The sequence below is a fragment of the Paenibacillus pabuli NBRC 13638 genome (assembly GCF_001514495.1).
Classification (GTDB): domain Bacteria; phylum Bacillota; class Bacilli; order Paenibacillales; family Paenibacillaceae; genus Paenibacillus; species Paenibacillus pabuli.
The window spans coordinates 128,233-150,840 of sequence record NZ_BCNM01000003.1 but is presented as its reverse complement, the minus strand read 5'-3'; the positions used below and the strand labels follow the sequence as shown (position 1 = coordinate 150,840).

General features: G+C 46.6%; 21 protein-coding genes and 1 CRISPR repeat array. Of the genes, 14 read left to right on the top strand and 7 right to left on the bottom strand.

Going from position 1 to position 22,608, the window contains the following annotated elements:
- Positions 1 to 156: 156 nt before the first annotated feature.
- Positions 157 to 2,595, top strand: a complete 2,439-nt coding sequence (locus PPA03S_RS06125) for a glycoside hydrolase family 6 protein (protein WP_062320898.1) — start codon at positions 157 to 159, stop codon at positions 2,593 to 2,595.
- A 144-nt stretch (positions 2,596 to 2,739) separates the two neighbouring features.
- Here PPA03S_RS06125 and PPA03S_RS06120 read toward each other — a convergent pair whose 3' ends face one another.
- Positions 2,740 to 3,567 (bottom strand): HAD-IIB family hydrolase, encoded by an 828-nt coding sequence (locus PPA03S_RS06120; protein ID WP_062320896.1) that lies wholly within the window; start codon positions 3,565 to 3,567, stop codon positions 2,740 to 2,742.
- An 88-nt stretch (positions 3,568 to 3,655) separates the two neighbouring features.
- On the opposite strand from PPA03S_RS06120, the gene PPA03S_RS06115 reads away from it, so the two are divergent.
- Both PPA03S_RS06115 and PPA03S_RS06110 read left to right on the top strand, forming a co-directional pair.
- On the top strand, positions 3,656 to 4,639 hold the full coding sequence (locus PPA03S_RS06115; protein ID WP_062320893.1) for a LacI family DNA-binding transcriptional regulator: 984 nt from the start codon (positions 3,656 to 3,658) through the stop codon (positions 4,637 to 4,639).
- A gap of 372 nt (positions 4,640 to 5,011) precedes the next feature.
- Positions 5,012 to 7,354 carry a rhamnogalacturonan lyase gene (locus tag PPA03S_RS06110; protein ID WP_062321270.1) on the top strand — a complete coding sequence of 781 codons (2,343 nt, stop codon included), beginning with the start codon at positions 5,012 to 5,014 and terminating at the stop codon, positions 7,352 to 7,354.
- Positions 7,355 to 7,643: 289 nt separating this feature from the next.
- Here the strand turns inward: PPA03S_RS06110 and PPA03S_RS06105 are convergent, their stop codons facing one another.
- Positions 7,644 to 8,246 carry a histidine phosphatase family protein gene (locus PPA03S_RS06105; RefSeq protein ID WP_062320891.1) on the bottom strand — a complete coding sequence of 201 codons (603 nt, stop codon included), beginning with the start codon at positions 8,244 to 8,246 and terminating at the stop codon, positions 7,644 to 7,646.
- A gap of 227 nt (positions 8,247 to 8,473) precedes the next feature.
- Between PPA03S_RS06105 and PPA03S_RS06100 the strand changes: the two genes are divergently transcribed.
- Complete coding sequence (locus tag PPA03S_RS06100) at positions 8,474 to 9,436, top strand: AraC family transcriptional regulator (RefSeq protein WP_062321268.1); 963 nt, start codon at positions 8,474 to 8,476, stop codon at positions 9,434 to 9,436.
- A 179-nt stretch (positions 9,437 to 9,615) separates the two neighbouring features.
- Complete coding sequence (locus PPA03S_RS06095; RefSeq protein WP_062320889.1) at positions 9,616 to 11,121, top strand: alpha-glucosidase/alpha-galactosidase; 1,506 nt, start codon at positions 9,616 to 9,618, stop codon at positions 11,119 to 11,121.
- Between the two features lie 115 nt (positions 11,122 to 11,236).
- On the opposite strand, the gene PPA03S_RS06090 is transcribed toward PPA03S_RS06095, so the two are convergent.
- A complete protein-coding gene (locus tag PPA03S_RS06090) occupies positions 11,237 to 11,788 on the bottom strand; it encodes a hypothetical protein (protein WP_217998923.1) in 552 nt (183 codons plus the stop codon).
- A gap of 360 nt (positions 11,789 to 12,148) precedes the next feature.
- Here PPA03S_RS06090 and PPA03S_RS06085 point away from each other — a divergent pair, with 360 nt between their 5' ends.
- From PPA03S_RS06085 to PPA03S_RS06065, 5 genes are all read left to right on the top strand, one after another.
- Positions 12,149 to 12,919, top strand: a complete 771-nt coding sequence (locus PPA03S_RS06085) for an amino acid ABC transporter substrate-binding protein (RefSeq protein WP_062320885.1) — start codon at positions 12,149 to 12,151, stop codon at positions 12,917 to 12,919.
- 106 nt (positions 12,920 to 13,025) lie between these two features.
- The gene (locus PPA03S_RS06080) at positions 13,026 to 13,685 is read left to right on the top strand and encodes an amino acid ABC transporter permease (RefSeq protein ID WP_062320883.1); all 660 of its coding nucleotides are present in this window, start codon (positions 13,026 to 13,028) and stop codon (positions 13,683 to 13,685) included.
- A gap of 62 nt (positions 13,686 to 13,747) precedes the next feature.
- Positions 13,748 to 14,503: an amino acid ABC transporter ATP-binding protein gene (locus tag PPA03S_RS06075; protein ID WP_062320881.1), complete on the top strand. Its 756-nt coding sequence runs from the start codon at positions 13,748 to 13,750 to the stop codon at positions 14,501 to 14,503.
- 228 nt (positions 14,504 to 14,731) lie between these two features.
- Positions 14,732 to 15,035: direct repeats of the CRISPR family, unit length 33 nt; unit sequence GTCGCACTCCGTATGGAGTGCGTGGATTGAAAT.
- Between the two features lie 301 nt (positions 15,036 to 15,336).
- Positions 15,337 to 15,714, top strand: coding sequence for a hypothetical protein (locus tag PPA03S_RS06070; RefSeq protein ID WP_062320879.1), 378 nt, complete (start codon positions 15,337 to 15,339; stop codon positions 15,712 to 15,714).
- Between the two features lie 13 nt (positions 15,715 to 15,727).
- The gene (locus PPA03S_RS06065; RefSeq protein ID WP_062320877.1) at positions 15,728 to 15,997 is read left to right on the top strand and encodes a hypothetical protein; all 270 of its coding nucleotides are present in this window, start codon (positions 15,728 to 15,730) and stop codon (positions 15,995 to 15,997) included.
- A 283-nt stretch (positions 15,998 to 16,280) separates the two neighbouring features.
- Here PPA03S_RS06065 and PPA03S_RS06060 read toward each other — a convergent pair whose 3' ends face one another.
- The gene (locus tag PPA03S_RS06060; protein WP_062320875.1) at positions 16,281 to 16,835 is read right to left on the bottom strand and encodes a hypothetical protein; all 555 of its coding nucleotides are present in this window, start codon (positions 16,833 to 16,835) and stop codon (positions 16,281 to 16,283) included.
- A gap of 179 nt (positions 16,836 to 17,014) precedes the next feature.
- On the opposite strand from PPA03S_RS06060, the gene PPA03S_RS06055 reads away from it, so the two are divergent.
- Positions 17,015 to 17,353 (top strand): DUF4190 domain-containing protein, encoded by a 339-nt coding sequence (locus PPA03S_RS06055; RefSeq protein WP_062320873.1) that lies wholly within the window; start codon positions 17,015 to 17,017, stop codon positions 17,351 to 17,353.
- Positions 17,354 to 17,475: 122 nt separating this feature from the next.
- Here PPA03S_RS06055 and PPA03S_RS06050 read toward each other — a convergent pair whose 3' ends face one another.
- On the bottom strand, positions 17,476 to 19,662 hold the full coding sequence (locus PPA03S_RS06050) for a YhgE/Pip domain-containing protein (protein ID WP_062320871.1): 2,187 nt from the start codon (positions 19,660 to 19,662) through the stop codon (positions 17,476 to 17,478).
- An 81-nt stretch (positions 19,663 to 19,743) separates the two neighbouring features.
- Positions 19,744 to 20,322, bottom strand: a complete 579-nt coding sequence (locus PPA03S_RS06045; RefSeq protein ID WP_062320869.1) for a TetR/AcrR family transcriptional regulator — start codon at positions 20,320 to 20,322, stop codon at positions 19,744 to 19,746.
- A 560-nt stretch (positions 20,323 to 20,882) separates the two neighbouring features.
- Between PPA03S_RS06045 and PPA03S_RS33230 the strand changes: the two genes are divergently transcribed.
- Together PPA03S_RS33230 and PPA03S_RS06030 are read left to right on the top strand one after the other, a co-directional pair.
- The gene (locus PPA03S_RS33230) at positions 20,883 to 21,518 is read left to right on the top strand and encodes a hypothetical protein (protein WP_062320866.1); all 636 of its coding nucleotides are present in this window, start codon (positions 20,883 to 20,885) and stop codon (positions 21,516 to 21,518) included.
- A gap of 25 nt (positions 21,519 to 21,543) precedes the next feature.
- On the top strand, positions 21,544 to 21,822 hold the full coding sequence (locus tag PPA03S_RS06030; protein WP_217998922.1) for a hypothetical protein: 279 nt from the start codon (positions 21,544 to 21,546) through the stop codon (positions 21,820 to 21,822).
- A 77-nt stretch (positions 21,823 to 21,899) separates the two neighbouring features.
- Here PPA03S_RS06030 and PPA03S_RS32165 read toward each other — a convergent pair whose 3' ends face one another.
- A complete protein-coding gene (locus tag PPA03S_RS32165) occupies positions 21,900 to 21,995 on the bottom strand; it encodes a helix-turn-helix domain-containing protein (RefSeq protein WP_245683536.1) in 96 nt (31 codons plus the stop codon).
- Positions 21,996 to 22,026: 31 nt separating this feature from the next.
- On the opposite strand from PPA03S_RS32165, the gene PPA03S_RS33225 reads away from it, so the two are divergent.
- Positions 22,027 to 22,335 carry a hypothetical protein gene (locus PPA03S_RS33225; protein WP_167665986.1) on the top strand — a complete coding sequence of 103 codons (309 nt, stop codon included), beginning with the start codon at positions 22,027 to 22,029 and terminating at the stop codon, positions 22,333 to 22,335.
- The last annotated feature ends 273 nt before the right edge of the window (positions 22,336 to 22,608 follow it).

Genomic DNA, 22,608 nt, shown 5'->3' with positions numbered 1-22,608 from the left:
GCTGCCGTTCCTTATATTGCAAACCAAATCCATTCCAACTGGAGGTGAGGCGTTCACCACTCATCCATATGTTCTCTACCGTGCATAGCATCTTGCTGACACAGAGGATCAGACATGAGTATATCCCAATCCAACCACAGGAAAGGTGGAACCCTAATGACCAAAGTGAAAACCAGATCGAGCGGCAAAAAGGCCCTCCGTAAAGGTGTAAAACAGATGCTGGCAGCCACACTGCTTGCGGCAGGAATTTTCCCAGGCATGGCTCCAGGCGTGACTCAGGCGGCCGAAGCACATGTGGATAATCCATTTGTCGGAGCTACATCGTATTTAAATCAGGATTATTCGGCACTCGTGGATACGTCCATTGCGCTCACCAGTGATGCGTCGTTAAAGGCCAAGATGCAAACGGTCAAATCTTACCCTACAGCAGTCTGGATTGACCGTATTGATGCCATTAATGGCGGGGCGAACAATGCCGGACGCAAGAGTATTGAGGAGCACCTGGATGCTGCACTTGCTCAAAAGAAAGCCGGCACACCGATTACTGCTTCATTTGTTATATACAATTTGCCCGGCCGGGACTGTCATGCATTGGCATCCAACGGTGAATTGCCGCTGACACAAGCTGCTCTGCAGACGTATAAAACGGATTATATTGATGTGATCGCGGACATCTTTGCAGATCCGAAGTATCAGGATATTCGCATTGTGGCGATCATTGAGCCAGACAGTCTGCCCAATTTGGTAACCAATCTAAGTACACCAGCTTGTGGTCAAGCCAGTTCGACAGGGATCTATGAAGCGGGTGTAAAGTATGCATTGGACAAGCTGCACGCCATTCCGAATGTGTACAATTATCTGGATATCGGCCACTCCGGCTGGCTCGGATGGGATAACAACCGTGCGGGTGCAGTCGCGCTGTATACAAGCGTTGTGCAAGGAACAGCCGCGGGTCTGAACAGTGCGGATGGCTTCATTACAAATACAGCGAACACTACACCGCTGGGAGAACCGAATCTGTCTAACCCGGATCTGAATATCGGTGGACAACCGATTAAGTCTGCCAAGTTCTATGAGTGGAACCCTTATTTTGACGAAACCGATTTCACAGCTGCGCTGTATACCGATTTTGTTCAGGCAGGCTGGCCAACCAGCACAGGTTTCCTGATCGACACGAGCCGAAATGGCTGGGGAGGCGTCAATCGCCCGACGACCGCTGCGGGCAGTGATATTAATTCCTATGTGAATTCCGGGCGTGTCGACCGCCGGGAGCATCGGGGGAACTGGTGCAACGCCAGTGGAGCAGGCATAGGTGAAGCCCCTAAGGCAGCACCAGGACCTGCCCATCTGGATGCATATGTATGGGTCAAGCCTCCAGGTGAGTCCGATGGCTCCAGCTCCGAAATTCCGAACAACGAAGGCAAAGGCTTCGACCGGATGTGTGATCCAACGTTTACGACTCGTGACGGTGTATTGACTGGCGCTCTGCCTAATGCACCCGTGTCAGGCCACTGGTTCCACGATCAATTCGTCATGCTGGTACAAAACGCATTCCCGATTCTGCCTGCCAGCAACGGGGGTGGCCCAGGCGAGGGAACGACAGCTCCAGCGGCTCCGGCAACATTGGCTGCGACAGCAGGCAATGCACAGGTTTCCCTGAGCTGGACAGCTTCTGCAGGTGCGACCAGTTACAACGTGAAACGGGCGTTGAGTGCATCGGGCCCATTTACTACGATTGCTGCGGGCGTAAGCGGCACATCGTATGCCAATACAGGATTGACCAACGGGACAACCTACTATTATGTGGTCAGTGCCGTGAATGCCATCGGTGAAAGTACTAACTCGACAGTAAAAAGTGCTGTGCCGGTTGCAGGCGTGACTGCTCCTGCCGCACCAACTGCGCTGACAGCTGCAGCAGGAAACGCACAGGTTTCCTTGAGCTGGACAGCTTCCACAGGAGCAACTAGTTATAATGTGAAGCGGGCAACGACGGCCGCAGGACCATTCACAACGGTTGCTGCGGGCGTGAGTGGCACCTCATATACGAACACAGGTCTGACCAACGGAACAACCTATCATTATGTCGTTAGTGCCGTGAACGCTGCTGGGGAAAGTGCCAATTCTGCGGCAGCTTCCGCTACACCGCAAAGCGTCGTTGTTCCGACGAGTGATCTGGTCTTGCAGTATCGGGCGGGAGATACCAATGCGGAAGACAGTCAGATCAAGCCGTATTTCAATATCAAAAATGTCGGCAATACAGCTGTAAATCTGAGTGATCTGAAGATTCGTTATTACTTCTCCAAAGAAGGCACGGCAGCGATGGACTCTGCCATTGACTGGGCTCAGGTAGGCGGCGCCAACATCCAGCGCACGTTCACCGATACGTATGTGGAGCTGAGCTTCACTTCTGGAGCTGGTTCGATTCAGGCAGGCGGACAATCCGGGGATATCCAGCTCCGCATGTACAAAACGGACTGGAGCAACTTTGATGAATCCAATGATTATTCCTACGATCCAACCAAAACATCCTATCAGGACTGGAGCAAGGTGACTCTCTACCAAGGAGATAATCTGGTCTGGGGGATTGAGCCTTAGACGCCCTAGGTCTGTTCACTAGGCATATGTCATAACTTTGATGAACTTGATCATTTGTCGGCATGAAAATACCGCCACTCTTCCCTAAAGGGTAGTGGCGGTATTTTTTTATATGCAGTAAAAGGCATAAACGCCCAAAATCAATTAATTCTCAAAAATATGTCTGCATACATGTAAAATCCCTTTTGCATAAGGATACGGGGCTACGTTGTTATGGCATAATTTCGCCTCTGCCGTTGCATTCTGGAGAAGGTAACCATGGGCCACCATCTGAAGCATTTCAATATCATTTCCACTGTCACCGAAGGCCAACGTTTTGGTCAGAAGTACTTGATTGTAATCCATCAAGAATTGCACAGCCGCTTTTTTACCCGTCCCTATAGGGATAAAATCGACATCATATGCGTTCTCCGGATCACCTGCCTTGGGGTTGCATTGATTGATATTGATTCCGATCCCGTGTTGTGCAGCCAGATGTCGGATGGTACTTATATCATATTGGGTTTTGTCTGGCGATACGGCATAATAATAATAGTTCATTTTGTATGCGGATTGACCAAATTGAGTCTGTTCATGAAGCACAATGTTGAATAATGACTTTAATTGACTAATTAAATCTTCTACCGTTCTTCGGGTGAATCCAGATTGACTTATGATCTTATCCCATGCAGGAACAGTAATCAGTTGTCCGTCAGGATTGACTTCCCACATCTCTGTGCCCAGATTGCTTGCTATAAAATGGGGGAGTTGTGTCATGCCGGCCATGTTCATTTTGGACTGTATTTGCGGAAAGCTGCTTCCAGTGACCCAGGCTATTTTTACTTGAAGATCTCTGGCAAGCTGCTGAAGATATTTTTCCAGCGTATATACCATTTCGAGTTGTTCGGGCAAGCATTCATGCGGATAATATGTTTCATCAAAATCGAAAAATATCAGATACTGTGCTACAGCGGGCGTAAAGGTGACTTCCATCGGTATGAACTCCTCCTACAGTTTGCTAACCACATCTTAATTGCTGGGAACGTTCCCAGGTCAATATCTTTCATAGGAGATGTTTGTCATGCCTACCATAATTGATATTTCACACGTAAGTGGTGTCTCCAAATCAACTGTATCACGAGTGCTGAACGATCATCCTCACGTCTCTATTGAGAGCAGGCAAAAAGTGCAGAAGGCTATTCAGGAATTGGGATATGTTCGCAATACACATGGGATTCAGTTCAGATTACAGGCAACCAATCATATCGGGGTGCTTGTCCCGGATGTAGAGCATCCTTATTTCAGTAAGCTTGTTAGTACATTAAGTCAATCTTTAGGCTCAATAGGGTATCAACTTGTCATCTATCAGACCCAATTATCCCGTGAGTACGAAAAGGAAGTTTACGCCAGATTGTTGCGCCGGGAAATGGATGCCGTCATTATTGCCCATTCCCAACTTTCGGAGAGAGAAATTAAAGAATGTATTGGTTCCTGTACTGCAATCATATGCAACGAAGCTATGGATGGAGAATTTCTCGATGTCTTTCGATTAGACGAAGAGGATGCGGTTTTTCAAGCGACATCGTATCTGCTTTCCAGGGGACGCCGTTATCTGTTTTTCTGCATGGACCACCTGACACCATTACAAGAGAAGAGATGGAGCGGTTTCCAGCAGGCTCATCAACAGTTCGGACTTTCGTGTTCAGAATCACAATGCTACAGGGGGGTGGTCACTATGGAGGATGGTTATGCCTTGGGAGAACAATTATTTACTTCGGATCAAGTACCAGATGGAATGATTACAGGTAGTGACTTTGTAGCTACTGGCTTATTGAGAGCAGCGAAGCAAAGGGGAATAGGGGTGCCGGACAAAATGTCTGTCATCGGGTTTGATAACCATCCTGTCGGATGTATGACTACTCCTGAACTGACTACATTAACCAATTGCATTCCCGATATGGTCCAGGATGTTACACAATGCCTTACCCAGCGACTAAAGGGCATGCAATCTGCTCCGATAACGAAAACCTATAAGGCTTCTCTGATCATACGCAATTCTACTTAAAATAAAAGCACTAACACTGAATATTAATCGTTTTGGACGGATATTTGCCTATGTCGCAGCAGGAAGGATGTCTATAATAATACCCGATGGGCAGGATGAAGCTGCTCGGATGGAAGCGAGGAAGGAGGGGGGACCGAGTCAAGGAATTCAGTTGAGCAAAGGGACATTTTTTTATAATTTTGTAAGCGTATTCAGTTAAATTTGAACCAGATGAACGTCGGTATGGATTGACAATGCACGCAGCATTTAAACGCATCTATAAGCATCACCATTCTGTCTCAAGGAGAGTGAAGGTGGATGAAATTCAAAACAACAGCGCCGATACATAACGGATCGGTTTCAGGTATTCCCTCCAATCACAGGAAGGCGCGTATGCCACTTGCAGCCAAGGTGCTGTCGTCGGCATTAAGCGTGGCCTTGCTCGTTGCAGGAACAGCGGGTGCGAGCGGAGCAGCAGCTTCCAGTGAGAACAGCGCGGCTGAGGCCAGCGTGCAGTCACATAAGGGAGGCAGTTCTTTGAAAGACATTCAGCTTGAGTATCTTGATCGCGGTCTGGTTGCGGCGTCTACTTCCGAGGGTGTTTTTCTCAGTTGGAGATTGCTGGGTGACGAGGCCACAGGGTATAGCGATAAAGGTCTGACAGGTACGGATTTCAACGTATATCGGGATGGCAAGAAGATTGCTACGGTCACCGAGAGCACCAACTATGTGGATGCCGCAGGCAAATCATCTTCCCGTTATGAAGTGGCAGCGGTAAGCAAGAAGGGCAAGGAGAGCAGACGCAGTGCATCCGTCAAACCTTGGGCGAACGGCTACGTTGATATCCCTTTGCAAAAACCGGCCGATGGTGTGACGCCAGTAGGAGAAGCCTACACATATTCTGCGAATGACATGAGTGTGGGCGATGTGGACGGGGACGGGCAGTATGAGTTTTTTGTAAAATGGGACCCTTCCAACTCCAAGGATGTCTCGCAAAAAGGCTACACCGGTAAAACGTACGTGGATTGTTACACGCTGGACGGACAATTGTTGTACCGGATCGATCTTGGGGTCAACATCCGTTCGGGTGCTCATTATACACAGATGCTCGTTTATGATTTTGACGGGGATGGCAAGGCTGAGATGATGTTCAAGACCGCACCGGGAACCAAGATTATCAAATATAACAAAAAAGGAAAGGTCACTTCCGAGAAATATATCACTCTTCCGAAGCAGGATCGCAAGGCAGGTTATTCCAACGAAGATGATTACCGTTTAAGTACCGATGGCTACTATGACCATGTCGTGGATATGTTCAAGAACTGGCATAAACATGAAGAGGTCGTGAAGGGGAATTGGCCTGCTACGTTGGAAGAAGCTTTTGGGATGGAGAAAAAGTATACTTATCCATTGTCTCAGAAGGACGCCGAAAGTCTGGCCGATTACTTCATCGATGTGTATGCACCGAGCCGCAGTGACAAGAATGAGCTGCGCAAGTTCGAAGGTTTTATCGTGGATGGGCCAGAGTATGTAACGGTGTTCGAAGGAGAGTCAGGCAAAGAGCTGGAGACCATCCCGTATGAGCCGGAGCGGCAGGATGATGGGCTGATGTGGGGCGATTACGCGATGGCACGCATTGAACCGGGCAACCGGGTAGACCGTTTCCTGGCAGGCGTGGCCTATCTGGACGGGAAGCAACCATCTGCGATCTTTGCACGCGGATATTATACACGTTCCACAATGGTCGCCTACAACTGGGATGGCAAAAAGCTCAAGCGTGAATGGAAAGTGGACAGTGGCTGGACACCGATGAAGAACCCGTTCAATGACGGTCCACATGGGGTGGATGGTACAGATCCGGTATATGGCTCGATTACTACGCAAGGCGCGCACTATTTCAGTGTCGCTGATGTGGATGGAGACGGCAAACAGGAGATTGTATACGGCTCGGCCACGATTGATCATGATGGCAGTGTGCTGTACAGCTCCAAGGATCTAATGCCTGCACAGAGTGCTGCACCGGGAACGATTGCTCGTCTGGGGCATGGTGACGCACTTCATGTCGCGGATATCGATCCGGCTCGTCCAGGATTGGAGATTTTCATGGTGCATGAGGGAGGCCCTTGGGCTCCGTACGGATATTCTCTGCGGGATGCGAAGACCGGGGAAGTGATCTATGGCGGGTATACGGGCAAAGATACCGGACGTGGCATGATCGGTGATGTGGACCCGACGCGACGCGGGCTGGAGACTTGGGCTGTTGGATTGTGGACAGCCAGCGGTGAGAAAATAAGCGATAAAGCTCCAGGCACCAATATGAATATTCGCTGGGCTGCCGACATGACAACTCAGATCGTGGATGGGGCTATCGATGTCACACCGACGATCAAGGATTGGAATCGGGGTACGCTGCTGACCGCCACCGGAACGCTGACCAACAACTATACCAAAGGTACGCCATCGCTTGTAGCGGATATCTTCGGGGATTGGCGGGAAGAGATGCTGGTAAGAACCGAGGACAGTTCGGCAATCCGCATCTTCCTGAGCACCGAGAAGACGGACCGCAAACTGTACACGCTGATGCATGACGCGATGTATCGTGTCGGTATTGCCGGACAGAACAGTGGATATAATCAGCCGTCCTATCCATCCTTCTACATGGCCTCGGATATCGACTGGTCGAAGGTTACGCTGCCCGAGTTCCACACGCCCAAGTCGGGTAAGGACGGGAAGTAAGAAGTAATCGGTGATAAGTGATAAATCAGAAGTAGCCCAAAACGCAGATCCTCTGAAGCTAGGGCTTGAGAACGCAATACCAAGATGATGATACTGTTGGATGCCATTGGAATCCGTAAATCCACAAGCGTAATTCCGAAAGTGTACTTCCAGAAAGTTTTATTTGGGTATAGAAAATGTTTGCTGTTGTATTGAAGTGAAGCTCTGGAGTAACCTCGGTGCGTTTAGGCGTACGGGAGGTTACCCGGAGTTTTTTGATATGACTAAATTGAAGCAACAAACGACATCATCATCTCAAATGTTCAACGGATGCAAAATCCTGAATGGTGTATTTGCCGTTTTCATGAATCAATGTGGTAATGGAGCATTCAGGAACCAGTTGACTTTGCATGGCTATAAAATCAGGATGCCAAACGTTAAGCTCGTGCTCTGGAAATGTGTTTACCAGAAAATCCGTAATTAACCCGCCATGAGTAACGATAACGATATGGCTATCTGGTGACTCTGAAAGCGCCAATTCCGTGAGGAGAGAGGTCAAACGCTCTCCTGCCTGTTTAGAGGAGTCGCCCACGGGTGGGAGGTAGTCTGGATCACTTGTGCAACGGTCCCACATCGCGATGAATTCTTCAAATGTTTGTTCAGGCAGGTCACCCCAGTTGGCGCGTTCCCGCAGACGCTGGTTTTCCATCAATGTAACGTTTGTTTGGAGAGCAATATGCGCCGCAGTGTCAATTGCTCTTCGAAGCGGGCTTGCAACGAGCTTGGTGATAGGTACATTAGCCAAATGAAGTGCCGTCAACTTAGCTTGTATTAGTCCTTCCAATGTGAGGGGAACATCGCCGATACGCTTTTCCTTGACCCCATGCCTTACCAGAAAAAATGTAGTCCTCATGCTTCAAGTCCTCCTGCTTCTAGATTGGATAAAAATATATTAATTAGATTTATAACTAATTATATGATCATCTAATTTTATATCGCAAATTAAATTTTCTTTGCACGGGTGAAATACATCGCCGAGACTTGCTACAATGGAGAAAAGTGAGGATCGTTGCAGCAACGGAGGTGCAGGCATTGGAAGCACAACTTTGGACAGGCAGTCTGTTTCAGGAGAAGCTGCGCATGGAGGACTATGGACCGCGTTTCTATGCGTATTATTACAAGCAATGGGACAACTACCAGATGTCCTATCATGATCATGATTCCACCGAGATCATGTACATTATTTCGGGAATGTGCCGGGTCGACGTGCAGATGCCGGATGGGAGCTCGGAACAGGCTGTATTGAAAAAAGGACAGTTCATTCTGCTGGATGCCGGGGTTCCACACCGATTGCTGGTACAGGATGGTGTCCCATGCCGCATGCTGAATGTGGAATTTGGAGTTGCCAGGTCGGAGCCGGGGCAGCCTTCGATTCGCCAGCTTGCGCTGGAAGAGGAAGAAGTTCATGCTTTTCTATCCCATGCATCGCCTTATCTGGTCCTGCCTGACCCGGAAGAGGTATACCACATTATGAAAAGTCTGGTGTTGGAGCTGGATCAGCGCGGTCTGATGGAGCAGGGAAGATCTTCTGTGTCGCTGGGGATTATTCCGCCGGAGGAACGCTCGCACCATCGTGAATCTCGTGATCTGAAGTCCGCTGAGCAAGGTACGCTGGTACGAACGATGTTTATTCAACTGCTGGTTCGGGTCGCACGACTTCGCGGGGAAATGAGCCGAAGTGCGCTGGATCAGACGGAGCTGTATGTGAAACGGACGATTGAATTCATGCATCACAATATGGATCGCCATATTCAGATGAAGGATATCGCGGCAGCGGTGAATCTGCATCCGGGCTATTTGCACCGTATTTTTCGCCAGCACACCAAGCGCACGCCTACCGATTATCTGACAATGCTTCGAATGGAAAAGGCCAAGATGCTGCTGCAGCAGACGGATATTCCAATCTCCGAAATTTCCGATTATGTGGGCGTCGGAAGCAGGCAATATTTTCACATGTTATTCAAGAAATATACAGGACACACTCCGATTGAATTCCGTTCCTCGATGGAGCGACATGTCAGTCATTATCCCGCTGAAGAATAAATCATGCAGTTTATCTGGAAAGTACGCCGCGGTGGATCAAAAGTGAGGATTTTTGACAACCTTGTGGTGAAGAGGTCATGATTTTGATAACGCTTCCTTATCACCCGTTGCTACAATGATTTCATGAAGTGAGATCATTAACCGGGGCGAATGTACTCGGAATACGGGGGGAACTGTGCATGTCGTTTAAAGTGGCATTTATTGGGGCAGGCAGTATCGGATTTACACGGGGGTTGCTGCGTGATTTGCTCGCGGTACCGGAATTCAACCATATTGAGATTGCGTTCTGTGATATCAATCAGCACAATCTGGACATGGTTACCGAGCTGTGTCAGCGGGATATCCGTGAGAATGGACTGAATATTCAGATTCAGCCGACAACGGACCGAAGAGAAGCACTCAAGGACGCGAAGTATGTACTGTGTACCATCCGTGTGGGTGGTTTGGAAGCTTTTGCAACCGATGTGGATATTCCGCTTAAATATGGGGTAGATCAGTGTGTCGGGGATACATTGTGTGCAGGTGGGATTATGTACGGACAGCGCGGAATTGCCGAGATGCTCGACATCTGTAAGGATATTCGCGAGCAAAGTGCACCGGATGTGCTGCTCCTTAATTATTCGAACCCGATGGCCATGCTGACATGGGCTTGCAACAAGTATGGCGGCGTGCGCACGATTGGTCTATGTCACGGGGTACAGCATGGGCATCACCAGATTGCGGAAGCGTTTGGACTGAAAATGAATGAAGTGGATATCATCTGTGCCGGAATTAATCATCAGACCTGGTACATCAAGGCATCTCATGAAGGTAAAGATCTTACAGGCGATTTGCTCGAAGCTTTCGAGAAACATCCAGAGTATAGCCGTACCGAGAAAGTGCGGATTGATATGCTGCGTCGATTTGGTTATTACAGTACAGAATCGAATGGTCACCTTAGCGAATATGTGCCTTGGTACCGTAAACGTCCGGAAGAGATCAAGGACTGGATCGACCTGGATAGCTGGATTAACGGCGAAACAGGCGGGTATTTACGTGTATGTACAGAGGGAAGAAACTGGTTTGAGACGGATTTCCCGAACTGGATGAAGGATGAGCCGATGCAATTTATTGCCGAGAAACGGGGGGGAGAGCACGGTTCCTACATTATAGAAGGGTTGGAGACGGGACGCGTATACCGCGGACACTTTAATACCGTCAATAACGGTGTGATCTCCAATCTGCCGGATGATGCAATCATCGAAGCACCGGGATATGTAGACCGTAACGGCATTTCGATGCCGCATGTAGGCGATCTGCCACTCGGCCCGGCTGCCGTGTGCAACGTGAGTATTTCCGTACAGCGGCTTGCGGTTGAAGCTGCGGTACATGGTGACGACCAACTATTGCGTCAGGCGTTCATGATGGACCCACTCGTGGGTGCGGTATGTAATCCAAAAGAAATCTGGCAAATGGTCGACGAGATGCTGGTCGCTCAAGCCCAGTGGTTGCCACAATATGGTGATGCCATCGCTGCGGCAGAAGCAAGACTCGCTGCGGGCAACCTGATTCCTACGAAGGACTATGAAGGTGCTGCACGTCTCAAAGTGAAAACCGTTGAGGAGATGCAGCAGGACCGCGATGCCGCCAACAAAAATGCGGGTGAATCGGATAAAGGGAAAGATCGCGAGAAAGTGCAGCAATAGATAAACAGGATGTACAACAACGAAATATAAACAGAATGAGAAAATTAAGAAAAACGAATATGAAATATAAATCTACAAAGGGCCCTCTCCAGCATTGGAGGGGCCCTGTTTGGTTCTATTTTTTCTCAACAACACGAACTACAAACGCAAAAGAAGTATCCCCCAGACTGATCTGTGAATCTTGAGGGGAAGACCAGCGGATAAAAGCTCCATAATAATGGTTCCCTGGTTCCTTGGGAAATTGAAAGGTCCCATCTGTCGAGGAGATAGGCTTGATTTTATTCTCCACATATTCATACAGTTCCAATTCATCAGGCGGAATTTCTATGCCCATATCAATGGATACTTTTTCGCCAACCACTACGGGGACAGCTGTATGCCCTTCTAACAAGTCCATGCCTCCCACAGAATCAGCACACATTCCACTCCAACAATAACTGCCCTGTACAGCAGGAATGGAAATACCGCTTTCGGTCTGGATGATTGGCGTAGGCAGTTTCTGAGGTAAGGTGCGTCCATGTTCCTGAGCGTTCTCCTCTAGTAAACCCATTTCGGTTTTCTTGGCATTAGTTGTTGGAGGTGAGGCAGTTCCGTTTGTGCTGTCACTTGGAGTAGGATTACAGCCGGTTAATATCAGCAAAGTTGTAAGAAACACGAGTGAAATCAAGGCTCTGATTCTAAAGATATGTTTTATGTTATCCACCTCCCTAATATCTTCCAGACGTAAAGCGAGAGAGGAATGTTGCTAGGGAATGAGCCGTGAGGCTGCCCAGCGATGGACCAGAACGGAACTGAAGATGCTTCAAGAAATGGGAGTGGGATGCAGCAGTACGGTAAGAGGCAGGTGGAGCCCGCGCAAGTGAAAGAATCTTTTTCACAAATTGTTGACAATTAAGCTGATTCAAATAGATGGAAAAGGGCAAGAGACTCGACTCTTCTCCCATGCTATGTTATTATAAGTCTCTGATAACGTGGTAACGAACTAAAGCGTTTGTGTTTTGGTTATAGACATGGAGGGGTTAAAGAGATGAGAAAACAAGCCATATTTCTATTATTGATCAGCATATGCATGATTGTTGTCGCAGGTTGTTCCAGCTCGGGAAGCAAAGATGATAATGCCATTATTGTGGGGATCGATGATAAATTCGCGCCGATGGGCTTCCGGGATGACAAGAATGAAATTGTTGGTTTCGATATTGATTATGCCAGAGCAGCAGCGGAGAAAATGGGTAAAGAGATTACGTTCCAGCCCATTGACTGGTCTTCCAAAGAATCGGAGCTGAACAGCGGCCGGATCGACCTGATCTGGAACGGGTACACGATTACGGATGAGCGGAAAGATAAAGTGCTGTTCACGAAGCCGTATTTGGAGAACAGCCAGGTTGCAGTTACACTCGCGGACTCTGCGATCACGAAGCTGGATGAACTGGATGGCAAAAATGTCGGCTTACAGGCCCTGTCCTCTGCGGCAGATGCACTCGCGGCGAGTCCTCTGAAGGATAAAGTGAAAACTTCCGAATTCCCGGACAACGTATTGGCCCTGACCGATCTCAAGACCAAACGTTTAGATGCTGTCATCATCGACGAAGTGGTTGCGAGATACTACATGTCCAAGGAAGAGGGAACGTTCAAACTGCTGGATGAATCCCTTGCTCCGGAACAATACGGCATTGGTGTGAAAAAAGGCAATGAAGAACTGCTGAATCAGCTGCAAAAAGCACTGGATGAGCTGAATACCGATGGCACAGCAGCCGAGATTTCCACCAAATGGTTTGGTGAAGATGAAGTTTTGAAATAGGATCAGGCCACTTGCCTGACATATGTAAACAACATGACCCCGGATTCCAAAAAGGAGCAAGTCTCCTGCGGAATGCGGGGTTAACAGATTAGAGGAGCCGATTACGATGAGTTGGGAATATCTATCGGGCATCATGAAGCCCATGCTTGAAGGGGCACAGACCACAATTTTTTTATTTTTACTGGCGATTGTGTTGTCTGTCCCGCTAGGATTTGGAGTAACCTTGTTGATGAAAAGCCGATTCAAGCCGTTGGCGTGGATCGCTCATACGTACGTATATGTGATGCGGGGAACGCCGCTGATGCTTCAGCTGTTGTTCTTCTGTTTCGGTCTGCCGCTGCTTCCAGGCGTTGGGGAGTATCTTGTATTTGACCGCTTCACGGCGGCGGCTCTGGCCTTTATTTTGAATTATGGAGCGTACTTTGCCGAGATTTTCAGAGGCGGATTGCTCTCCATAGATAAAGGACAACATGAAGCTGCACAGGTACTGGGCCTAAGCAAATGGCAGACGATGACAAAAGTCATCATCCCGCAGATGATCCGGGTTGTACTGCCTGCGACGGCGAACGAGTCCATTACGTTAATCAAAGATACGGCGTTGCTGTATGCAGTTGCTGTACCCGAGCTGCTCCACTATGCACAGGCCGCAGTAAACCGGGATTTCCATCTGACACCATTCCTGATTGCAGCTATTATGTATTTGCTGATGACCATGGTACTCACCTTGTTCTTCAAGGCACTGGAGAAACGTTATACATTTGAATAAACGCGCATGGAACAGAAGTTTATGAAGTTATCCAATCTGATCAATCAAAGGACTGTCTGCATATGACACATATTATAGAAGTGAATCAATTAAGAAAATCATTCGGTACACTTGATGTGCTGAAGCAGGTATCGTTCAACGTGGAGCCGGGTGAAGTCATTGCTGTAATCGGACCTTCGGGTTCGGGTAAAAGTACGATGCTGCGCAGCCTGATCCATCTTGAGGATATTTCGGGTGGCACCATTCGCATTCAGGGCCAAACGCTGGCTGAGAACGGATCGTATGCAGGTGCCGCGGAGATCCGGAAGATTACGGATCGCATGGGCATGGTCTTTCAGCATTTCAACCTGTTTCCGCATCTGACGGTACAGGCGAATCTGGAACTGGCGCCGAAGACGTTGAAAAAAGAAAGCTCGGCGATCATCCGGCAGCGCAGTCTGGAATTGCTCGGTAAAGTAGGGCTGTCTGACAAGGCGGATGCTTATCCCGCCAACCTGTCCGGTGGACAGAAACAGCGTGTGGCGATTGCCCGCGCCCTTATGATGCAGCCCGAGATTCTGCTGTTCGACGAGCCAACCTCGGCACTCGATCCCGAGCTGACGGGGGAAGTGCTGCGGGTCATCAAGCAGCTGGCACAGGAGAATATGACGATGATGATCGTCACGCATGAGATGAGCTTTGCCCGCGATGTCGCGGATCGTGTCTTCTTCATGGATAACGGCGAAATCGCCGAGGCGGGACCGCCGGAGCAGATCTTCGGCAATGCCAAGCTGGAGCGCACGCGCACGTTTTTGCAGCGGGTGGAAGTGGAAGGGTAGAGGACTGAACAGGAGCATGGGCAGTTGCGAATGCCAAGCCCCCATGAAAAAACCGGGAGATTCGCACCTCGGAGTTTGTCAAAAACGTCATCTTGTAACCTTTTGGCAACAGATTACTTGAGTATAATGTGTTTCGTATATTAAACTAAATATAATAATTGACTAGATGATCGAAAACACGTAATGAGTATATATACATATGCTGTTGTTACGTGTTTTTTTTTCGCTGTCGCACTCCGTATGGAGTGCGTGGATTGAAATTCCGTACCAGAAGGCGTTGACGCGATTTCCCGTGTCGCACTCCGTATGGAGTGCGTGGATTGAAATTTCCACGTCGTTAGGTTGTGCCAGATCCTCATCAAGTCGCACTCCGTATGGAGTGCGTGGATTGAAATCTCTTGATTATTTGAGTAGGGTCTTGCTAACGCTTCGTCGCACTCCGTATGGAGTGCGTGGATTGAAATATTGAAGCCGCTAGTCAAGCAGCCGCGTGTGTCAGGTCGCACTCCGTATGGAGTGCGTGGATTGAAATTACTTCAGAGCAGTAGTCGATGATATTTCTGAAGATACAAGCAGACGTTGCATTTCCCCTCTGTCTACACAAATATGCCCGTTCAGATCTTTGTTATTATATACACAATAATAAATATATAAAATTTATTACATATTGGATATATTTTACATTATTTATAAGTATATGTATGATTATTTCATACCAAATAAAGGAGTTTTTTGAATTATGAGGATGTTGAAAAACAAATTTTCTATCATTATGTTGGTGTCAGCAATGTTGTACCTACGCTCCAGCTCAAAACTCTGTAGATGCGAATGGTATGACAAAAGAAGAAGTATTAGTTGCTAATCTGCTTATTGAGCATTTAAAAGTCGATGAAAAAACAGGGTTGTTTTATTTCGTTGATGAAGCTCAGTTAAAGGAAACTATACTCAATCAAGCGCCTAATACCAGTTATGAACAGATAAAAAAGGATATCGACCAGGTAAATAGCCTCATTGAAGAAAAGCAAAAAGATGGTTCAACTATTCAACCCTATAGCGCCTGTTCAACCGCATTGGGTCTAATCGGATTATTTCATGGCATTCAAATGAATGCAGCAATGCTGATTTTGGGTGTTGTAACCACACCAGCATTGTTCGCAATTACGGCGGTAACAGGGGCTATATGGGTTGGAGGATCCTTATTGTGCCCATAGGGGGGGATAATTGATGAAAACATTCCTGGATCGATATATTATTTCAACTAATTTCTTGTTATTGCTAATAATACTATCGCTGGCATACACACAATTTTACAGTAGTAATGTTCTTCTTTATTTTTTCCTTGCAGCTGTAACCAGTGCATCCACTTTTTTTATTGAATTTCTATTTAACAAAGCAAATTATGAAAGAAAAATAAAGGCCAAAAGAATGGCCGTTTACGTCATGCCTTTTAATATTATTATTTTTGCTGTAGCAACCTATTTTTTACAAGTTTGAAATCAGAGTTCGCTCGTTTCAATAACACTGCACTCCTTTATAAGAAATAGCTGCACTTTTATGGCTTCATGCTGTGGAGAAACCCCCTGTTTTTTTGCAGGGGGTTTAAAATTTCTTTTTATTTCCTGTAAAAAAGTAGATCATTTAAAAACGTTGATTTGGTTCAAGATCATCTAGGTGCAGGAGACGAAGACAGCGATAATGATTTCTATTATTGGTGAGTTTAATGAAGGCCGAGTCAGTGAATTTATGAAAACTACAGCTATGGCTATCTCAAGATCAATTAAGAGACGTATCCGTCAAACAGCCAAACGCCTTCGGGCGAACGGACGAAAGAGAACTCGTACGCAATATTTCCCTCGGAGCCCTTGGTGTTGATAAGTTGGGCGATGAACAGCATAAAGTGATCTGAATCCTTCTGATCATACCCTCTGAATTCGAATTCATCCCAATGAATGCCTTTAAGGAAAGGGACTTCATAGGCAGGGTCTCCTTCATACAGAATGGTCATGGTGTTGCTTTCTTTGGATATATTCACATTGGGAGAGGAAACGGATTTCAGATATGCAATGTCTCCAGACTCCATGGCGGCCATCAGCTTAAACGTCATGTTCAGAGTTTCCCTTAAATTGTTTCTGAGCTCCTCGCTATTTACGTTCTCTTGAAGTTGAATGATCTGTTCCTGAAGACGAGCGTTTTCTTCACGTATTTCCTTGATAGTTTGGATATTTTCCTCATGAAGCTCTACCGACTTTAAAGCTTCGACCGATGTATCCGATTTACTGCAACCTGTCATCAAAAAAGTAACCGACAATAGTAAAGGTACAATTTTATACATAATAAACCTCCTTATCCTTAAAATAGAATATCATAATTGCTTCGTTCTTAGGCACTCCGTTTTTTAGGTCAAATAAGTTAATAAATATAATAAAATCGGAATATTTACAAATAATGGAGCATGTTTTCCCGGCTAATCAAGTATAATGAGACTACTTAACAAACAGGGAGGATTTACCTTTGGATCAACGTCACAATGATGTGGACCGTTATTATAGCGATCCGCTTCCGCCACCGCCTTATGTAGTACCCAAAACCAATAGCAAGTCTATCGCAGCGCTTGTCTTGGGGATTTTGTCGCTCACCATACCATACTTGGGATTTTTTATTGGTATAGTAGCTATCATATTTGCGTCGTTGGCACTGAAAGAACTCAGAATTCGTATGGAACAGGGGAAAGGGTTGGCCATTGCGGGTCTCGTCTGTGGGATTATTGGGACGGCTCTCTATGCTATTCTCATTATACTTGTCCTACTATTTACTGTTGTGGTAAGTACCAATATTACTTCTACATACTAGGTTTTTGAGCAGTTTCCTACTTCTTTTTCAGATGATCAAAAAAAGCAAGGCCGTGCATAAGCAAACACTCGCTGTGTTCCAGACGAGGGCGTTGCTTATTACACGCCTTGCTTTTTTCTATCCTATACGTGAAGGGCTGGCTCACTATTTAATTCTTCTACCTCACTTGTGCGATGTACCATGAAATACGTAAAGGTAGCCGCCAGACCAATTACCGCAAAGATGCACAGAATTCCGATCTGATCCCATGCCACACCGAACTGTCCACTCGAAATAACAGCTTTATACCCGGTTACCGAATAGGTCATCGGCAGCCATGGGTTGAAGCCTTTCAGCCAGTTCGGAATAAGCTCCAACGGGAACGTACCTGCACTGGTGGTCAGCTGGAAGATTAACATGAGGATCGCTAAGAAGCGTCCGGGATTCTCCAACCAAGTAACCAGAGCCTGAATGATGTACATGAAGGTCAGGCTGGTAACAAAGCTGAATAAAAGGAACAAAGGCACGCTTTGAACTTCCAGGCCCAAGCCGGACAAGACAAGCCAGGAAGCGAGCAGGGACTGCATAGCACTCATGATCGTGAAGGCCAATGTTCTGCTCACAAAACGATTCCAGCCACTCGCATCGGTAACCGAGCTGCCGCGTGTGGGTACCACCAGCGTTGCAATCAGTGCCCCAACAAATAACCCCAATGACAGGAAGTACGGTGAGAATCCTGTACCATAGTTGGGCACTTCGTTATGTTTATGTTCATCCACCTGAACGGGCTCGGCGTACATGGTTACAAGTTCATCCGTTTTTTTCACACTGCCCGTTTGATCCGCGGCATCATTCAGTTTGGTGGCAAGCTCACCAGAGCCATCGGTTAACTTGGCGGTACCTTCTTTTAAATCTCCTGCGCCGTCATCCAGCTTGCGGGAACCATCGGCGATGGTGGTGATTCCGTCTGAAAGTTGGCTCAACCCATCAACCAGTTTCCCTGCACCTGCGTTTAATTGACTCGAACCCTCTGTAAGTTTGGCTCCGCCAGCGGCAGCCTCAGATAATTTGGAGTTGAACTGCTGGAGGCCAGTCGCAAGCTGCACCTGTCCAGCAGACAACTGCGTTGCTCCTTCTAAAAGTTGCTGCTCACCCTGCACTAGCTTGCTGCTGCCTTGATGCAGCTGCTGTTGAGCAGCTTGCAAGCTTTGGCTGCCTTCGAGCAATTGCTGTCCGCCTTGATATACCTGTTCGCTACCAAGGGCAACAGCCTGGCTTGCTGCCAGCAACTGCTGCACAGCCGGGTTAGCAGCTAACTCGGGACTGGCCTCAGCTAATTGGGCAAGACCTTGCGCAACGGCCTTTGCACCTTCGCTTACTTTGCCACTGCCTCCGACTGAAGTCTGCAATCCCGCGGTCAGCTTCGCGCTGCCTTCCTCGGTTGCTGCCAGTCCGGCATCCAATTGGGCTGCTCCTTCCTGAGCGGATTGAATACCAGCCTGTAACTTTTTGCCGCCAGCTTCAGCCTGTACTGCTCCGTTACCAAGCTTCGTACCTGCTGCCGCCAATTGGGACAAACCACTGGAAAGGGAGCTGGCCCCCGTATGAAGCTCACCAATACCCTGAGCCAAGGTGCTCGTGCCTTCTTTTAACGGGGCAATGCCTGTTTCGAGTTTGTCGGTTCCATCAGCTAGTTTGGACAAGTTCTCTTTCAGCTTGGAGGCACCTTCATCCAGCTTAACCGCACCCTCGTTGATCTGACCAGCACCATCTCCAGCATCCGCCAAACCGCTAGAGATCTTCTCCACCTGGTCGAGCAACGTTTCGGTATACGATTCCGTCACTTTCGCAGAAACTTTGGATTTGATCTGTTTGACCGCTGTCCCGCCGATCTGACCCGCGAGGAAGTTGTATCCTTCATTGGGTTCGTAGATCAGCTCTGCCGGTTGTGGATGATCATCCATCAGCGTGGTTGCTTTTGCGGAAAAATCTTCTGGAATAACAATCGTCATATAATACGTGTTATCTTCCATGCCTTGTTCGGCTTCTTCTCGGGTCACAAATTGCCAGTTGAAGTCGTCGCTCTTTTTCAATTCATCGACCAGATTCTGTCCGACTTCCAGCGATTTGTCATTGTAGGTTGCCCCCTGATCCGTGTTGACCACGGCTACAGGTAATTCATTCATTTTGCCGTAAGGGTCCCAGAATGCATTGAGGAACAGACCGCTATACAGCACCGGAATGAACAGCACCACGAGAATCGGAATAAATACTTTGGGTTTCTTGAAGGCGGATTTCAAATCCTGCCCAAATACAGTGAATGATTTCATCATGTTCTCTCCCCATCATTACGCTACTCAATTGCTATATCTATCTCTAAATCGACAAAGGATTCATATTCACATCTTTCTTTATGTAGGGGTTAATCCGCTTTTGAGAAAGAGGCCCACGAAATCCTTGATCTGATCCTTGTGCAGCGAAGGATGCGCTTTGTTCCAATCGGATGTTAAGGTGACATACAGCTTCAACAGGACAAAAGAGACCAGCCTTGGATCATCCTCGCGAATCTGCTGTAGTCCCATGGCGCGTTTTACCTGACGTTCCAAATATTCAAGAATGGCGGTTTCTACTTTTTGCAGACCTTCCTTCGCCTGAGGCGTGCCGAACTCGTTCACCTCCTGAAACAGCTTAATCAACAGCTCATGTTTCTCCCTGTATTCCAGCAAAGCGTCCATACTCTCATGCACATTATCCAAAAATGAATGATCTTCCTTTACCGTTTGCTCCGTAATTCGCTTCATATCCGTAATAATGGAGTGGAGGATCTCTCCGAATAGTTCTTCCTTGTTTTCAAAAAAAGTATAGATCGTACCTTTCCCCACGTTGGCCAGTCTCGCGACTTGTTCCATGGTGGTGGCTTTATAGCCAAACAGCGCGAACGATTTCTCCGCCGAGTCAATGACCTGCTGCCTTCGATCGATGGTTTTTATGATATATGCACCTCCTTGTTGTCTGAATGAGTAAAAGGTGTGTCAACGATTGACCGGATTACAAATCTGGTCAATTGGTCGTTTATTACTGTAGCACTTGAACAGGGATGATGGATGTGATCTTTGTCATGGTGTGGATGGGAGATGAAGAAGGTTATTCCGGGGAATCCGTACGTGGCTCAGGCAGGTGCGAATGTGATGCTCACATGGAAACCCTGGGGGATTCGCACCTCAGATTTTGTCGAAAAGGGGTATTTTATTGCCTTTTGGCATAACGTAGAGAGGAATAGATTGAATTATGATATGGAAAGTCTTAGAATAATAGTGAAAAAACGTGTTTTTGACGGATCAGATCGTTGAGATACGTGTTTTTTCGCTGTCGCACTCCGTATGGAGTGCGTGGATTGAAATTCTGAACTATGGGCGAGAAACTCATACCTATTGAAGCAGTACTCTTTACGGAGTGTTTTGAAATACATAAGGGTGTAACGGACGTTCACGATATATCTTAGCTGCATCCCGCATGAATGACGTTGAATGAGAGGTGACTGGGTGGGCTAATGACTGGGGTAGGCTATGCTTCCGTAATTAGACCACATCAAATGTTAACTTCGCCAATGGGAAAGCCTTCTTTTAATTATGCGCGATCAGGAACAGTAGAAACGGGAGTAAGTGAAATTATAGAAACAACAAGGATGATTAAAGATACGAAAGGTCTACGTAATGAATTACCGTTAACCGATATACAAGTTGCTGAATTGACCAATTATGCGAAAAAATTGGGTATGCCAGAGGGGAATATTCGTGTGGCTGGACCTGATGATACTTCTCCTACTGGGCTATTATTCGATACAATACTTAACATTAATAATGATGTGCTTCCTTCCACATTGGGAGGAAGATTGTCTGCCAATAGTCGCATATCTGGATCAGGGACGATAGCGCATGAAGTTGTTGGTCATTACGAGGCTGGTTTGGCTGGTAGAGCTTTTCAGGTGATGGATGAAAATTTTAACGTCTTACCCCGAAACTTTGCACTGGATGAAGCACAAGCAAGTATTCGGGCAGCACGTTTTGCTCCAGACCTCTCACAGGCCGATAGACTTTTATTATTACGAGATGGTATAGCAAGGTTGAAGAACCAAGGAATCAAAATCAGAGATGTGAAAGATTTACTTTTCATCAACGAGAGGTAGGAAGGAGTTGCATATATTGAATGTAATGAAATTGGAAGAGATAATGAATGTACATGAACGGGGCACAATACTTATAGGCAGTGAGATGGAATCTGCATTTCTTCCTAATTCGTTAAAAACATTATTAGGTTCCAAGATTCTGGTACGTAGTATAGATGATTCTCTGATTGAATGTGAGGTAATTGATGTAAATCTTTCTTTCTCAATAGCAGGATCACCTATTATAGGATTGAATATTAAGGAAAAATTGGATCGAAATAAAATAAAGAAAGGATCAATTATCCAAAAAGTTGTGAGCGATTGAATCGTTTAATAACTCTGTACTACTTTTATATTAAAAACTAGTTTCTTAGCTATAAAAAAGCAAAAAGAGTCGTGTAATTATCGACTCTTTTTGCTTTGGGGGATGTATTCCAAGAGGTCTCCTGGTGTAACATCAAGTCCGTTACAAAGCGCACCAAGAGTGTCGTAATCAATACGTTTTGTTGCGTTACCTGCTAGTGAAGTAATGGTATTACGTCAGGATTTTTATATTTACCAAGGATATGTTATGAATGAAAGTTATATCTTTTTTCTTGACGAAGGTACGTTATGGCTGCGGCATTTACACAAAGTTGCTCACGTAGATCACTTATATATTGATGGAGATACCGGAGGGATAATTCTCGCTGAGCAACCCCAAGGAAATGTAAATGAACTGATAGAGTCAATCGTGGATAGATTGTGCCGAATGGATGCTTTGACATTTCTCACGGATATCTTATTGTGGACACCAGAACGTGTTGATATGAACTTGAAGCTTGATCGTTTTCAATAAAACATGGTCATAGTAGCATATAGAATAAGATCAAATGCATTGGATATTTTTTTGGTTATTTAGTTAGACCTGTAAAAAATGCTACTTTAATGGTGCGAATGTTAAGCTCACATAAAATCTCTAGGAGATTCGCACCTGGAAAATTGTCGATTAAGCTATTGTTGTTCCCTTTTGGTAACACCATTCTTGAATTAACTGGATTATTTGTATTAATATGAATTTATTATCATTTACGAAATGACAGAATAACGTTTAAATATTTTTTTTTGAAAC